Raw genomic sequence first — 15440 nt, forward strand, 5'->3', positions numbered from 1 at the left:
CCTGTTAACGCAATATTACGGGGAGGTAAAGCCCCGTATCATCGCCATAACTCTTAAATCATAAAGGAGAGCATTTTTTGCTAAACATTATCGTGGGGTGGCTGTTGCTTCGGACGATTGACCATCATCATCGGCTTACCTGCTAATAACAGCCATGCCGGAAGCATGACGATACAGAGCAGCGGTAGCAATGTGGTATTGGGTACAACGACTGCCGCCATAAAAAGACTTAACCAGCCATCGCGTGTTACCACCAGCACGATGCCGAGAATAGCGCAGGAAACGGTTATTGCCGCTGGAACGGCGGGAACGTGCTCATGCAGCATCAACCCTAATGCCACGCCGACAAACACTGCCGGGAAGATTCGCCCACCGCGAAAGCCACTGGCGGCAGCAACGACCAGGGCGGCAAGTTTAATTACCGCCAGCAAAAAGTAATCGCTGGTGCTGAAAGCCTGATTTGCCACCATCTGCTGCATCTCATCCAGCCCTTTAAACAGCGAAACTGGTCCACCAATAACCCCCAGAATTCCGAGAATAAATCCGCCAATACCCAGCACGAGCACCGGATTTTTCATTTGATTCATCATCGCGTGCAACCGTGGTAAGCACCATACGGCGACCATCCCTGCTGCGATGGCAATCGCCGCGACAATTGCACCGCTGAGAATATCGGTCATTTCCATCTGTCCGTAATGCGCAATGGGCAGTGAAAAATGGGGATGGAAAAATAATCCGGTAGTAAGTGCACCAGCTGCTGCCGCCATTAACGGCGCAAAAAGACGATCCCATAGCGGAACTTCACTACTGCCATTTAAGGTTTGCGAAAATATCAACGCCGCCGCAACAGGTGTACCAAACAGCGCGCCGATGGTTCCGGCAGAGGCTAAAATAGTCCACTCCATTCGGTTGACGCGCGGTAACAGACGAGCGCCAATGGCGACGGCAAGGGCGATATTGACGGTCATGATCGGATGTTCCGGCCCCAGGCTGACGCCGCCAGCAAGACCGAGAATTAATGCTACGATAAGTCCTGGTAGCGCAGAGGGCGGAACTGGTGCGCCGATCAGCGGTTCACAGGCGGGGTCTGGTCCGGCATGACCCTGGCTGAAACGGATAACCAACCCCACCGCAATACCCGTTAGCGTTAATACACCGATGATCCAGATAGGTGAATCCTGGGCTATCCCCAGAGTTCCCGGCAGTCGTTGCCAGAGCAAATTCTGTAATACCGAGGCGATTTTCATCACCACAATCAGAATAAGACTGGACGCAATCCCAATTGCCACGGCGGGGAGCGATAATAACAACATGGTTCTGGCTCGCGGATGGAGCATGTTCTATTCCTTATGCGGGGTCAGATACTTAGTTTGCCCAGCTTGCAAAAAGGCATCGCTGCAATTGGTGCTGAAACGATAAAGTAAATGTGTGACCCAGATCGATATTTACAGGGAGCCTGCCTTTCCGGCGTTGTTGTTATGCCCCCAGGTATTTACAGTGTGAGAAAGAATTATTTTGACTTTAGCGGAGCAGTTGAAGAATGACAAAGTATGCATTAGTCGGTGATGTGGGCGGCACCAACGCACGTCTTGCTCTGTGTGATATTGCCAGTGGTGAAATCTCGCAGGCTAAGACCTATTCAGGGCTTGATTACCCCAGCCTCGAAGCGGTCATTCGCGTTTATCTTGAAGAACATAAGGTCGAGGTGAAAGACGGCTGTATTGCCATCGCTTGCCCAATTACCGGTGACTGGGTGGCAATGACCAACCATACCTGGGCGTTCTCAATTGCCGAAATGAAAAAGAATCTCGGTTTTAGCCATCTGGAAATTATTAACGATTTTACCGCTGTATCGATGGCGATCCCGATGCTGAAAAAAGAGCATCTGATTCAGTTTGGTGGCGCAGAACCGGTCGAAGGTAAACCTATTGCGGTTTACGGTGCCGGAACAGGGCTTGGGGTTGCGCATCTGGTCCATGTCGATAAGCGTTGGGTAAGCTTGCCGGGCGAAGGCGGTCACGTTGATTTTGCGCCGAATAGTGAAGAAGAGGCCATTATCCTCGAAATATTGCGTGCGGAAATTGGTCATGTTTCGGCGGAACGCGTGCTTTCTGGTCCTGGGCTGGTGAATTTGTATCGCGCAATTGTTAAAGCCGACAACCGCCTGCCAGAAAATCTCAAGCCAAAAGATATTACCGAACGCGCGCTGGCTGACAGCTGCACCGATTGCCGCCGTGCGTTGTCGCTGTTTTGCGTCATTATGGGCCGTTTTGGCGGCAATCTGGCATTAACGCTGGGAACCTTTGGTGGGGTTTATATTGCTGGCGGTATCGTGCCGCGCTTCCTTGAGTTCTTCAAAGCCTCTGGTTTCCGTGCCGCATTTGAAGATAAAGGGCGCTTTAAAGAATATGTCCATGATATTCCGGTGTATCTCATCGTCCATGACAATCCGGGTCTTCTCGGTTCCGGTGCACATTTACGCCAGACCTTAGGGCACATTCTGTAAATCCTTTCTGTTATATCGGGAGGTAACTCTCCCGATAATCTTTTAAATCATACAGTTAATTCAATTTTTCTTTGTGTCCCCCTCACAAGGCCGACCTGCGTCACACTTCCGTACAGCGGGATTAATTCTCCAGTAAATGCATTATTTGTCTGGTAACGGCGATTTGTTTTGCACGTTCATAATTTCACTCGTCAACTATCACTGAACGAGGAATTAACGATGAGTAAGAAACTAATTGCCTTATGTGCCTGCCCAATGGGCCTGGCTCACACCTTTATGGCCGCTCAGGCGCTGGAAGAAGCGGCGGTAGAAGCAGGTTATGAAGTGAAAATTGAAACCCAGGGCGCGGACGGTATCCAGAATCGCCTGACGGCGCAGGATATCGCCGAAGCAACCATCATCATCCACTCCGTGGCAGTTACCCCGGAAGATAATGAGCGTTTCGAATCACGCGACGTTTATGAAATCACTTTGCAGGACGCAATTAAAAACGCTGCGGGCATCATCAAAGAAATCGAAGAGATGATTGCCTCTGAACAACAGTAATATTCGACAGGGATAATTGTTATGGCCATTAAAAAACGCAGTGCAACCGTTGTGCCTGGCGCATCCGGTGCGGCAGCGGCAGTTAAGAATCCGCAGGCCTCTAAAAGCAGCTTCTGGGGTGAACTCCCGCAGCATGTGATGTTAGGGATTTCACGCATGGTGCCGACCTTAATTATGGGCGGTGTGATCCTCGCTTTCAGCCAGCTGATTGCTTATAGCTGGCTTAAAATTCCTGCTGAGATCGGCATCATGGATGCTCTTAATAGCGGGAAATTCTCCGGTTTCGACCTCTCCTTACTGAAATTTGCCTGGCTGTCGCAGTCCTTCGGCGGCGTGTTGTTTGGTTTTGCCATTCCGATGTTTGCTGCTTTTGTGGCGAACTCTATCGGTGGCAAACTGGCGTTCCCGGCTGGTTTTATCGGCGGCTTGATGTCTACCCAGCCGACGCAACTGCTGAACTTCGATCCCAGCACTATGCAATGGGCGACCTCTTCGCCGGTGCCGTCCACCTTCATTGGTGCGCTGATTATTTCTATCGTCGCGGGTTACCTTGTGAAGTGGATGAACCAGAAAATCCAGTTACCGGATTTCCTGTTAGCGTTCAAAACCACATTTTTGCTACCGATTCTTTCCGCCATTTTTGTCATGCTGGCGATGTACTACGTCATTACCCCCTTTGGCGGCTGGATCAACGGCGGTATCCGTACCGTGCTGACTGCCGCAGGTGAGAAGGGCGCGCTGATGTACGCAATGGGGATCGCCGCGGCGACCGCAATCGACCTTGGTGGCCCGATCAACAAAGCCGCAGGTTTTGTTGCCTTCAGCTTTACCACTGACCACGTATTACCGGTCACTGCACGTTCTATCGCTATCGTTATTCCGCCGATAGGTCTGGGTCTGGCGACCATTATCGACCGTCGTTTAACCGGCAAACGCCTGTTCAACGCTCAACTTTATCCGCAGGGTAAGACCGCGATGTTCCTTGCCTTTATGGGGATTAGTGAGGGTGCGATTCCGTTTGCGCTGGAAAGCCCCATCACCGCCATTCCGTCGTATATGGTCGGCGCGATTGTCGGCTCAACCGCCGCTGTCTGGCTGGGCGCAGTGCAATGGTTCCCGGAATCCGCTATTTGGGCATGGCCGCTGGTCACTAACCTGGGCGTCTATATGGCGGGGATCGCGCTGGGGGCAGTCATAACTGCGCTGATGGTGGTGTTCCTGCGTCTGATGATGTTCCGTAAAGGTAAATTGTTAATCGATAGCCTGTAAGAAGGAAAATCCAGATGACATTACTCGCTTCGCTGCGCGACTGGCTTAAGGCGCAACAACTGGATGCAGTGCTTCTCTCCTCACGGCAGAACAAACAGCCGCATCTGGGGATCTCCACCGGATCAGGCTATGTGGTTATTAGCCGTGAAAGTGCGCACATTCTGGTAGATTCGCGCTATTTCGTTGAGGTGGAAGCCCGTGCGCAAGGCTACCAGCTGCATTTGCTTGACGCGACGAACACGCTTACCACTATCGTCAATCAAATCATTGCCGATGAGCAGTTGCAAACGCTCGGTTTTGAAGGCCAGCAGGTGAGTTGGGAAACCGCGCACCGCTGGAAGTCTGAACTCAATGCGAAACTGGTTAGCGCCACGCCGGATGTGCTGCGGCAAATCAAAACGCCAGAGGAGGTGGAGATAATCCGCCTCGCCTGTGGGATTGCCGATCGCGGAGCGGAGCATATTCGCCGCTTTATTCAGGCGGGGATGAGCGAGCGCGAGATAGCCGCTGAACTGGAGTGGTTTATGCGCCAGCAGGGCGCAGAAAAAGCCTCTTTTGACACCATTGTCGCCAGCGGCTGGCGTGGGGCGCTGCCGCACGGCAAAGCCAGCGACAAGATTGTTGCAGCAGGCGAGTTTGTCACTCTTGATTTTGGTGCGCTCTATCAGGGGTACTGCTCTGATATGACGCGCACCTTGCTGGTGAATGGCGAAGGGGTAATTGCCGAATCTCACCCGCTGTTTAACGTCTATCAGATTGTCCTGCAAGCACAGCTGGCGGCAATCTCCGCGATTCGCCCTGGCGTACGCTGCTAACAGGTTGACGACGCCGCGCGCCGGGTGATTACCGAGGCAGGATTTGGCGACTATTTTGGTCACAACACCGGTCATGCTATCGGTATTGAAGTACACGAAGATCCACGCTTTTCACCGCGGGATACCACGACGCTACAGCCAGGCATGTTACTGACCGTGGAGCCGGGGATTTATTTGCCAGGGCAAGGGGGCGTGCGCATCGAAGATGTTGTGCTGGTTACCCCGCAAGGCGCAGAAGTGCTCTACGCCATGCCGAAAACAGTGTTGCTCACGGGAGAGGCATAATGGATTTATCGCTATTAAAAGCGTTGAGCGAGGCAGATGCGATCGCCTCCTCGGAACAGGAAGTGCGGCAGATCCTACTGGAAGAAGCGGATCGCCTGCAAAAAGAAGTACGATTTGATGGTCTGGGATCGGTGCTGATCCGCCTCAATGAATCGACAGGTCCGAAGGTGATGATCTGTGCGCATATGGACGAAGTGGGATTTATGGTGCGCAGCATCTCCCGCGAAGGGGCAATTGATGTGCTGCCGGTTGGCAACGTGCGCATGGCTGCCCGCCAGCTGCAGCCGGTGCGCATCACCACCCGTGAAGAGTGCAAAATTCCAGGCCTGCTTGACGGCGACCGGCAGGGGAATGACGTCAGCGCCATGCGCGTGGACATTGGTGCGCGCTCGTATGACGAAGTGATGCAGGCGGGAATTCGTCCAGGCGATCGCGTCACCTTTGATACAACTTTTCAGGTTCTCCCTCACCAGCGGGTGATGGGGAAAGCCTTTGATGACCGCCTCGGTTGCTATCTGCTGGTGACGTTACTACGTGAGCTGCACGACGCCGAACTGCCTGCGGAAGTGTGGCTGGTGGCAAGTTCCAGCGAAGAGGTGGGATTACGCGGCGGGCAAACTGCTACCCGCGCGGTGTCGCCGGACGTCGCCATTGTGCTTGATACCGCCTGCTGGGCGAAAAACTTTGATTATGGCGCGGCTAACCATCGTCAGATTGGTAACGGGCCGATGCTGGTGTTAAGCGATAAATCGCTGATTGCGCCGCCAAAACTTACCGCGTGGATTGAAACCGTGTCGGCAGAAATTGGCGTTCCGTTGCAGGCGGATATGTTCAGTAACGGCGGCACGGACGGTGGAGCGGTGCACTTAACCGATACTGGCGTACCCACAGTGGTAATGGGGCCTGCCACCCGCCACGGACATTGCGCGGCATCGATTGCCGATTGCCGCGACATTTTGCAGATGGAGCAACTTTTATCTGCCCTTATTCAACGTCTTACGCGTGAGACGGTTGTTCAACTGACGGATTTCAGATGATCTCCTGATTAACCCGGAGCGGTTATGTTAACGATTCAATTTCTCTGTCCTTTGCCTAACGGTCTACATGCTCGTCCGGCGTGGGAACTTAAAGAACAGTGCAGCCAGTGGCAAAGCGAAATCACCTTTATCAACCATCGCCAGAACGCAAAGGCCGATGCTAAAAGCTCGCTGGCGTTGATTGGAACTGGCACCTTATTTAATGACAGTTGCAGCCTGAACATTAGCGGCAGCGATGAAGAGCAGGCGCGGCGCGTGCTGGAAGAGTACATCCTGGTGCGCTTTATCGACAGCGACAGCGTTCAGCCGACGCAGGCAGAACTGACGGCGCATCCGCTGCCGCGTTCATTAAGCCGCCTTAACCCGGATTTACTGTACGGCAATGTGCTGGCAAGCGGCGTCGGCGTGGGTACGCTGACCCTGTTACAAAGCGACAGCCTCGACAGTTATCGGGCAATCCCCGCCAGTGCGCAAGATTCCACCCGGCTGGAGCACAGCCTGGCAACGCTTGCCGAGCAACTGAACCAGCAATTGCGTGAGCGTGACGGCGAAAGCAAAACTATCCTCAGCGCTCATTTGTCGCTGATTCAGGATGATGAATTTGCAGGCAATATCCGTCGCCTGATGACAGAACAGCATCAGGGACTGGGGGCGGCGATCATCAGCAATATGGAGCAGGTTTGCGCCAAACTATCTGCTTCTGCCAGCGATTATCTGCGCGAGCGGGTCAGCGACATTCGCGATATCAGCGAACAGTTGCTGCATATCACCTAGCCGGAACTGAAGCCGCGCAACAATCTGGTGCTGGAAAAACCGACCATTCTGGTGGCTGAAGATTTAACCCCAAGCCAGTTTTTGAGCCTTGATTTGAAAAATCTTGCGGGCATGATTCTGGAGAAAACCGGGCGCACCTCGCATACACTGATTCTGGCCCGTGCCTCGGCGATCCCGGTACTGAGTGGCTTGCCGCTGGATGCGATTGCCCGTTATGCCGGGCAACCTGCAGTGCTTGACGCCCAGTGCGGCGTGCTGGCGATTAACCCGAATGACGCGGTGAGCGGTTATTATCAGGTCGCGCAGACGCTGGCGGATAAACGCCAAAAACAACAGGCGCAGGCTGCCGCGCAGCTGGCCTATTCCCGTGATAACAAGCGTATTGATATTGCGGCGAATATCGGCACCGCTCTGGAAGCGCCAGGCGCGTTTGCCAACGGCGCGGAAGGTGTCGGGCTGTTCCGTACCGAAATGCTCTATATGGATCGCGACAGCGCGCCGGACGAGCAGGAGCAATTTGAAGCCTACCAGCAGGTGCTACTGGCGGCGGGCGACAAGCCGATTATCTTCCGCACGATGGACATCGGCGGCGATAAAAGCATTCCTTATCTGAATATTCCCCAGGAAGAGAACCCGTTCCTCGGCTATCGCGCGGTACGTATTTACCCGGAATTTGCTGGCCTGTTCCGCACTCAACTGCGGGCCATTTTGCGCGCCGCCAGTTTCGGCAACGCCCAGTTGATGATCCCGATGGTTCACAGCCTCGATCAGATCTTATGGGTGAAAGGCGAGATCCAAAAAGCGATCGTTGAGCTTAAGCGCGATGGCCTGCGTCATGCAGAGACGATTACGCTTGGGATCATGGTGGAAGTGCCGTCGGTGTGCTACATCATCGACCACTTCTCCGATGAGGTCGATTTCTTCAGTATCGGCTCCAACGATATGACCCAGTATCTGTATGCGGTCGATCGTAATAACCCGCGCGTATCGCCGCTATATAACCCGATTACGCCATCGTTCCTGCGCATGTTGCAGCAAATAGTTACCACTGCGCATCAGCGGGGCAAATGGGTAGGCATTTGCGGTGAACTGGGCGGTGAAAGCCGTTATCTGCCGCTACTGCTTGGGCTGGGCCTGGATGAGCTGAGTATGAGTAGCCCGCGTATTCCGGCGGTGAAAAGCCAGCTTCGTCAACTGGATAGCGAGGCGTGTCGGGAACTGGCGCGTCAGGCATGTGAATGCCGCAGTGCGCAGGAAATTGAAGCGTTACTCACCGCCTTTACGCCGGAAGAAGACGTTCGCCCACTGCTGGCGCTGGAGAATATCTTTGTTGATCAGGATTTTAGCAATAAAGAGCAGGCGATCCAGTTCCTGTGCGGCAACCTCGGCGTTAACGGGCGCACTGAACATCCGTTTGAGCTGGAAGAAGATGTCTGGCAGCGGGAAGAGATTGTTACCACCGGCGTTGGTTTTGGCGTAGCGATCCCGCACACCAAATCTCAGTGGATCCGTCATTCCAGTATCAGCATTGCCCGGCTGGCGAAACCGGTTGACTGGCAGTCAGAAATGGGCGAAGTTGAACTGGTGATCATGCTGACGCTGGGTGCTAACGAAGGGATGAATCATGTGAAAGTCTTCTCGCAGCTGGCGCGTAAACTGGTGAATAAAAACTTCCGCCAGTCGTTGTTTGCCGCGCAAGATGCACAAAGTATCCTGACGCTGCTGGAAACAGAATTAACCTTCTGACGTTAGCCCTGAAAACGGGCGCTGTACTCTCCCGGCGTCAGACCAAACTGACGCCGGAAAACGCGACAAAAATAGTCGCTATCCGGAAAACCGCAACGCTGTGCCACTTCATGAATTGACAGATGATATTTCTGCAAAATCATCCTCGCCTTCGCCATTCGCACCCAACGCACATACTCGATAAAACGCATCGTTCCATGCTGAGCAAACAGTTTTGACAGATGATTGGGCGTGATATTAAAAAACTGCGCCACGCTCTCGCGGGTGAGCGGCTGGGCATAATTATCCTGAACCCAGTTACAAATGCTGTGATAGAGAAAATCGCCGCGCGGTTGCGAATTACCCGGCGGCATATTCACCACGTTGCGGCAAAGATGCAGCAAACTTAACACCAGTGGCTGAATGATATTCTGCTCCAGCGGCGAACGGCTAAGATGGGTGAGGGCGGTAAGCATCGCTTCACCTTCACCGCGTTGCAGGCTGGGAAGCTGGATCTGGCGAGCAGGATGCAACAACGACGTGGTGCGGCTATCGTAAAACGATAACCCAAGCCAGGTCGGTGCGAACACCAGGCTTAACAGCATCACCGGTTTGTTGTTGATCGGTAAATTAGCCGCGCGTGCCGGAATAAACAGCATTTCTCCTTCCACCATTCGCTGCTGCTTTGCTTCCAGCAGGTTGCCGTATTCGCCGCGCAGCACGATATCCAGACGGGGAAAATCAATACATAAACTGCCCACCGGTAACGAGGCAGGCTGGCTGGCAAACCAGACGCGCCCCAGTAGTTGCGGGTTAAGCACCAGGCCGCTGAACAGATCGGCGAAAAATTGTTGATCGGCGGGCAAGCCTGGTGCTTTCATGAAAGTTCCCGATTAAAGATGCATTAACTGGCGAAATTCTTTCACTTTGCTGCGGCTGACCGGCACTTCAAAATCCAGATCTTTCAGTCGCAGAATGTAGGTGTTATTAAACCACGGTTCGATTTCGCGTATTTTGTTCAGATTGACACAAAATGAGCGATGGCAGCGGAAAAAATGCGACGGCGGCAGTTTGCTGCAAAATTCGGTAATGTTCATCGGCATTACGTAGGATTCACGCCGCGTATAGACAAAGGTCATTTTCTCGTGCGCTTCGGCGTAATAGATATCGTTAATTGGCGTGACGATTATTCGCTCATCTTTCACCAGATTAATGGTGTCATTCTCACGCGTTACCGTCGCGGCAGGCGTACTGCTGGTCTGCTGTTGTTGCCAGGCCGCTTCCAGTTTTTGCAGCATCCCGGTAATACGTGACTCCTGATACGGTTTGAGAATGTAGTCAAACGCCTCCAGTTCAAACGCTTCTACCGCATGTTCTTTCCACGCGGTGATGAACACAATAAACGGTTTATGGGCGAACTGGCTGATGTTTTGCGCCAGCAACACGCCATCCAGCGACGGAATATTGATATCCAGAAAAATGGCGTCGACGCGGTTATGCTGCAAAAACTTCAACACGTCCAGACCGTCGTCAAAGGTGCCGACAATCTCCATCTGGCTGTGCTCTTTAATTAGCCAGCTCAGTTCCTGTTGTGCCAGGAATTCGTCTTCAACAATGATGACTTTCACAATATCACTCCGGCTCAAAGCAATAACGTAGCCTGTGAGGCGACTGGGGTGCGTTGGTTAGGAATGTAAAACGCAATTTCCGTCCCCGGCTCCAGGCGGCGGATATGCAGCCCCTCGCCATACAATAACTTCACGCGATGATGGACATTCAGCAGGCCAATTTTATTGCCCGGCATTTCATTCGCTTCGACCCGCTCAATCACCTTTGGATCGATGCCGTGCCCGGTATCTCGCACCGCAATGCGTACCCGATTTCCGCACTCTGCAACGCTGATGGTGACAACGCCTTTACCTTTGCAAGGCTGAATACCGTGGACAATGGCGTTCTCCACCAACGGCTGGATCAGCAGGCTGGGAATGCAGCAATTCACCTCTTCATCAATATCATAGATAACCGTCAGCTTGTCACCAAAGCGGGCCTGCTCAATGGCAATATAGTCTTTAATTTGATACAGCTCTTTTTTGATATCGATTTGCTCATCGTCTTTTAATTCAATGTTATAGCGCAGATAACGCGACAGATTAAAGATCAACTGGCGAGCGGTATCCGGATTCAGACGGATTGACGATGAAATAGCGTTCAGAGCGTTAAACAGAAAATGGGGATTAATTTTGCTTTGCAGGGCGCGAAGCTCTGCCTTATTTGCCATTTCACGTAGCTGCTCGGCGCGTGAAACCTCCAGTTGCGTGGAGATGATTTGCGACAGACCGACCGCCATTTCCTGTAATGACGAGGTGATCTGATGCGCGTGGCAGTAGTAAATTTTCAGCGTTCCGGTCACGACCCCTTTCTCCCACAATGGGATCACCAGCATGGAATGAATCTCTGGTGTGCGGTGGGCTTCATCATTGTTTTTAATGATGATTTTTCCGTAATTCATCGCCTGACGGGTAGTCGGGCTAATGAAGTCATCGCCATTCTGATAGTTATGTTCACCCACGCCAACATAGGCCAGCACATGATCGGTATTAGTAATCGCCACCGCATCGGCGTGAATGTCATCGCGGATAATTTCGCAGACCTTGCGTAATGACTCGCTATTGACATGGCGAAACAGCGGTAGCGTTTTGTTGGCGATATCCAGCGCCAGCTTGGCCTGCCGCGCGGCGCTGGCCTCTTTTTCGCCCTCAACGCTTTGCACCAGAAGCACAATAAAGCCGATACAGACGCTACCGAGGATCATTGGAATGCCGATTTTAGAGACGATATCGATCCCCAACGCGGTAGTTGGTGCCCAGACAATTACCAGAATCATGGTCAACGTCTCACACAACATGCCGCCGAGAATACCGACGCGCCAGCGCTGTGCTTTGGGGATTTTCAGGTTTATCCAGCCTGATATACAACCCGCCAGAATGCTGGTGATAAAGCAGGGGATCGCCGTCACGCCGCCGATATCAATTAAATACCGGTGAATACCCGCAATCACGCCGGTAATGATGCCTACCCACGGGCCAAACAGAATCCCGTCGGACATCACCGCGATAATACGTACGTTCACCAGCGAGCCTTCTACGGGAACGCCGGACCAGGTGCTGAACAGGGCGAACAGCGAGAAAATGGCGGTAACGGCGAGCAATTCTTTTGGGGAGTGCGCCGACTTGTGCAACAGTTCGCGAAACAGGCGGATACGGATGAGAAAGAACAGGCAGATAAGCATTAACGCTGCCCGATCGAAGACCGCCAGCAGCATGTTGAATATTTCGTGCACGGGTGACTCTGAATAAGGATTAAACCTCTATGATAGGTAACCTGAAGGCTGATGACCAGCAGGCCGTTTTTGAGGAAAAACCATAAATTTAAAAGGGGATTGAAAGATAAATGGTGTATTAGCAATGTATCTCTTGATAATGCACTTCTGGCTGGTAAATTTATTGAAATTATAATGTTAATAAAATTGGTGGTAATTTTCTTGTTAGCGTAGAAAAATTTCCTGTTTTTGAAGTGGAGTTCCTCATTTAAAGCCATTGATAAAAATGTTCTAAAACGCTGGACAGACAGAAATTAATCAGGCTATTTTCAAAACAGCCACCATTGTGGCAGCGTCGCTCGGACGGTCCGGGCGCTAACGTTAATCTGAGGAAATTATGGCTGACACTCGCCCTGAACGTCGCTTTACGCGCATTGATCGTCTCCCGCCCTACGTTTTTAACATCACCGCTGAACTGAAAATGGCTGCGCGTCGGCGCGGCGAAGATATTATCGATTTCAGCATGGGTAACCCGGACGGTGCGACTCCGCCGCATATCGTCGAAAAATTATGTACTGTGGCCCAGCGCCCGGACACGCATGGTTACTCCACTTCACGCGGCATTCCGCGGTTACGTCGCGCCATTTCCCGCTGGTATCAGGATCGCTACGACGTTGAAATCGACCCGGAATCAGAAGCCATCGTCACTATTGGTTCGAAAGAGGGCCTGGCGCATCTGATGCTGGCGACGCTGGATCATGGTGACACGGTGCTGGTGCCGAATCCAAGTTACCCGATCCATATTTATGGCGCGGTGATTGCCGGGGCGCAGGTACGCTCAGTGCCGCTGGTGGAAGGTGTCGATTTCTTCAACGAACTGGAGCGCGCCATTCGTGAAAGTTATCCGAAACCGAAGATGATGATCCTCGGCTTCCCGTCGAACCCAACCGCGCAATGCGTGGAACTGGAGTTCTTCGAAAAGGTTGTGGCGCTGGCGAAACGCTACGATGTGCTGGTGGTCCATGACCTGGCCTATGCCGATATCGTCTACGATGGCTGGAAAGCGCCGTCAATTATGCAGGTGCCGGGTGCACGCGATGTGGCGGTCGAGTTCTTTACGCTGTCGAAAAGCTACAACATGGCGGGCTGGCGTATCGGCTTTATGGTCGGCAACAAAACGCTGGTCAGTGCCCTGGCGCGAATCAAAAGCTATCACGATTACGGCACTTTTACGCCGTTGCAGGTGGCGGCGATTGCGGCACTCGAGGGCGATCAACAGTGCGTGCGCGACATTACCGAACAGTACAAACGCCGCCGTGATGTATTGGTTAAAGGGCTGCATGAAGCGGGCTGGATGGTCGAAATGCCGAAGGCTTCGATGTATGTCTGGGCGAAAATCCCGGAACCATATGCGGCCATGGGATCGCTGGAATTTGCCAAGAAGCTCCTTAACGAAGCGAAGGTTTGTGTCTCGCCGGGGATTGGCTTTGGCGACTATGGTGATACGCATGTTCGCTTTGCACTGATTGAAAACCGCGACCGTATTCGTCAGGCCATCAGAGGGATTAAAGCGATGTTCCGTGCCGACGGTTTACTACCCGCCAGCAGCAAACATATTCACGAAAACGCGGAATAAACACCGTCGTCAGAAATGCAAACAGGAGCCTGATGGCTCCTGTTTTTCATTGCACAGTTTGCTTTTAGATCATCAGGGCAAAAGTACCGGCCCAAACGATGACCATAAAAGAAATGCCCATAAAGAAATATTTCACTTTACATCTCTCCGCGTAATTACTGTTACGCCTGAATGACTTCATTACACCTGATACAGTGAGTTGACACCGGGCAAAGCGACCTTAAAAGCCCTGTATTTTACCGTGGGCATCACCCCAGAATTCTGAGCTAAACTGCTCAAGACGGCGTTAATGTACGCCTAAAACTGAAACGAGACAAGAGGCATTTTCTTATTTACTTTTAGTAACTTACAAGTGTCTCATATCGGCGACAGTTTAATTTCTGACGGTAATAATTAGATATTCAGCGAAGGAAAAAACCTTAAGAAAAAAGCCATAAAAACCATGAGGTTATTATGGCCGATTTGAGGAGGGAAAGAGTAAGAGCAGTTTGTTAAATGTACAACGACGATTCTCCCACCGGGCGCGTTTTAAAGCGACGGTGGATCCAGAGGTACTGCTCCGGTGCGCGCATGATCTCTTTCTCGATAATCTTGTTCATATAGGCAGCGGCTTGATTTTCATCTGTCGGGTAGCCTTCCATCTCTGGGGTGATGAACAAACGATATCCGCTGTAATCCGCTTTTCTTACCATCGTTACGGTCAACATGGCTGCGCCAGAGAGACGGGAGAGAACATAGGTGCCATTGGTTGTGGCGACATTTTCCACCGCAAAGAACGGCGCGAAGGAGCTGCCTTTACGACCATAATCCTGATCGGGAGCAAACCATACCGCTTCACCTTTCTTCAGTGCACCGACAATGCCGCGCAGATTATTTCTGCCGATCATCGCTTTGTTAGAGCGCATGCGCCCACGGGTCTGCACCCATTCCATCAGCTGATTATTATGTGGACGATAGGTAGCCATCATTGGTTGGCACAGTCCCATCACGCGGCCGCCCAGTTCCAGCGACATAAAATGGACGCCGACAACCATTACGCCGCGATTTTGCATTTGTGCGCGTTTAGGGTTATCCAACCCTTCAACATCAAACCATTTACGTACGCGACTGTCGGGCCAGAACCATGCCATGCCGGTTTCTACCAGCGCCATGCCGAGTGAACGAAAGTTTTCGGCAATCATCTTCTCGCGTTCTTCCGCAGAATGCTGCGGGAAACAAAGTTCCAGGTTTTTACGGGCGATAGATTCACGACGTTTCAGGAATGGTCGCGCCATTGCGCCAATACGCGTGCCGAGAAAGCAGAGAACAGGATAAGGAAGCTGTACCCAAAGCCAGAGTACACCAAGCCCAAACCATGTGAGCCAGTAGCGAGGATGTAGAAACTCGCGGGAAAATTTGCATTGTGGAAACATAGTTACCTTCTGTAGATACGAATTGTTGTATCGCAGAAGATTCCATGTCGACAGCGGTACACTCAATTGGTTGGGCCATCATGTACGACAATGGTTCCTGTAAAGAGTGTAAAGAC

The 15440-nt window shown here is 52.2% G+C and carries 11 protein-coding genes and 2 pseudogenes; 7 read left to right on the forward strand and 6 right to left on the reverse strand.

Annotated features, from left to right (window positions below; all coding sequences use genetic code 11):
* Window positions 1-80: 80 nt before the first annotated feature.
* A complete protein-coding gene (locus C1P89_RS01695) occupies window positions 81-1337 on the reverse strand; it encodes an ion channel protein (RefSeq protein WP_000903129.1) in 1257 nt (418 codons plus the stop codon).
* 203 nt (window positions 1338-1540) lie between these two features.
* On the opposite strand from C1P89_RS01695, the gene glk reads away from it, so the two are divergent.
* The 6 genes and pseudogenes from glk (at window position 1541) to ptsP (ending at window position 8978) form a co-directional block, all read left to right on the forward strand.
* Complete coding sequence (gene glk / locus C1P89_RS01700; RefSeq protein WP_000170351.1) at window positions 1541-2506, forward strand: glucokinase; 966 nt, start codon at window positions 1541-1543, stop codon at window positions 2504-2506.
* A gap of 219 nt (window positions 2507-2725) precedes the next feature.
* Complete coding sequence (locus C1P89_RS01705) at window positions 2726-3052, forward strand: PTS fructose transporter subunit IIB (RefSeq protein WP_000038456.1); 327 nt, start codon at window positions 2726-2728, stop codon at window positions 3050-3052.
* 21 nt (window positions 3053-3073) lie between these two features.
* Window positions 3074-4321, forward strand: a complete 1248-nt coding sequence (locus C1P89_RS01710) for a PTS fructose transporter subunit IIC (protein WP_000985316.1) — start codon at window positions 3074-3076, stop codon at window positions 4319-4321.
* Window positions 4322-4335: 14 nt separating this feature from the next.
* A pseudogene (ypdF, locus tag C1P89_RS01715) lies at window positions 4336-5421 on the forward strand (aminopeptidase).
* Window positions 5421-6458 (forward strand): aminopeptidase, encoded by a 1038-nt coding sequence (gene ypdE, locus C1P89_RS01720; protein WP_000366026.1) that lies wholly within the window; start codon window positions 5421-5423, stop codon window positions 6456-6458. The pseudogene ypdF and the gene ypdE overlap by 1 nt, the downstream one beginning before the upstream one ends.
* Window positions 6459-6482: 24 nt before the next feature.
* Window positions 6483-8978: pseudogene (gene ptsP, locus C1P89_RS01725) on the forward strand (phosphoenolpyruvate--protein phosphotransferase).
* A gap of 2 nt (window positions 8979-8980) precedes the next feature.
* On the opposite strand, the gene C1P89_RS01730 reads toward ptsP, so the two are convergent.
* Genes C1P89_RS01730 through ypdA form a run of 3 tightly spaced genes read right to left on the reverse strand, consistent with a single transcriptional unit; the run spans window position 8981 to window position 12297 of the window.
* On the reverse strand, window positions 8981-9838 hold the full coding sequence (locus tag C1P89_RS01730) for an AraC family transcriptional regulator (protein WP_000646844.1): 858 nt from the start codon (window positions 9836-9838) through the stop codon (window positions 8981-8983).
* A gap of 12 nt (window positions 9839-9850) precedes the next feature.
* Window positions 9851-10585 (reverse strand): two-component system response regulator YpdB, encoded by a 735-nt coding sequence (gene ypdB / locus C1P89_RS01735; RefSeq protein ID WP_001295458.1) that lies wholly within the window; start codon window positions 10583-10585, stop codon window positions 9851-9853.
* A 14-nt stretch (window positions 10586-10599) separates the two neighbouring features.
* A complete protein-coding gene (ypdA, locus tag C1P89_RS01740) occupies window positions 10600-12297 on the reverse strand; it encodes a two-component system sensor histidine kinase YpdA (protein WP_000544347.1) in 1698 nt (565 codons plus the stop codon).
* Between the two features lie 376 nt (window positions 12298-12673).
* Here ypdA and alaC point away from each other — a divergent pair, with 376 nt between their 5' ends.
* The gene (gene alaC / locus C1P89_RS01745; RefSeq protein ID WP_000785943.1) at window positions 12674-13912 is read left to right on the forward strand and encodes an alanine transaminase; all 1239 of its coding nucleotides are present in this window, start codon (window positions 12674-12676) and stop codon (window positions 13910-13912) included.
* A gap of 64 nt (window positions 13913-13976) precedes the next feature.
* On the opposite strand, the gene ypdK is transcribed toward alaC, so the two are convergent.
* Both ypdK and lpxP read right to left on the reverse strand, forming a co-directional pair.
* Window positions 13977-14048, reverse strand: a complete 72-nt coding sequence (ypdK, locus tag C1P89_RS01750) for a membrane protein YpdK (protein ID WP_010723117.1) — start codon at window positions 14046-14048, stop codon at window positions 13977-13979.
* Window positions 14049-14403: 355 nt separating this feature from the next.
* Window positions 14404-15324: a kdo(2)-lipid IV(A) palmitoleoyltransferase gene (gene lpxP, locus C1P89_RS01755; protein ID WP_000484410.1), complete on the reverse strand. Its 921-nt coding sequence runs from the start codon at window positions 15322-15324 to the stop codon at window positions 14404-14406.
* Between the last annotated feature and the right edge of the window lie 116 nt (window positions 15325-15440).

This window comes from Shigella sonnei (genome assembly GCF_002950395.1).
Taxonomy (GTDB): Bacteria; Pseudomonadota; Gammaproteobacteria; order Enterobacterales; family Enterobacteriaceae; genus ECMA0423.

What these genes read in the sequence shown, in the direction of transcription:
- C1P89_RS01695 (WP_000903129.1), bottom strand. Translation starts at nt 1,337, where the DNA reads ATGCTCCATCCGCGAGCCAGAACCATGTTGTTATTATCGCTCCCCGCC.
- glk (WP_000170351.1), top strand. Translation starts at nt 1,541, where the DNA reads ATGACAAAGTATGCATTAGTCGGTGATGTGGGCGGCACCAACGCACGT.
- C1P89_RS01705 (WP_000038456.1), top strand. Translation starts at nt 2,726, where the DNA reads ATGAGTAAGAAACTAATTGCCTTATGTGCCTGCCCAATGGGCCTGGCT.
- C1P89_RS01710 (WP_000985316.1), top strand. Translation starts at nt 3,074, where the DNA reads ATGGCCATTAAAAAACGCAGTGCAACCGTTGTGCCTGGCGCATCCGGT.
- ypdE (WP_000366026.1), top strand. Translation starts at nt 5,421, where the DNA reads ATGGATTTATCGCTATTAAAAGCGTTGAGCGAGGCAGATGCGATCGCC.
- C1P89_RS01730 (WP_000646844.1), bottom strand. Translation starts at nt 9,838, where the DNA reads ATGAAAGCACCAGGCTTGCCCGCCGATCAACAATTTTTCGCCGATCTG.
- alaC (WP_000785943.1), top strand. Translation starts at nt 12,674, where the DNA reads ATGGCTGACACTCGCCCTGAACGTCGCTTTACGCGCATTGATCGTCTC.
- lpxP (WP_000484410.1), bottom strand. Translation starts at nt 15,324, where the DNA reads ATGTTTCCACAATGCAAATTTTCCCGCGAGTTTCTACATCCTCGCTAC.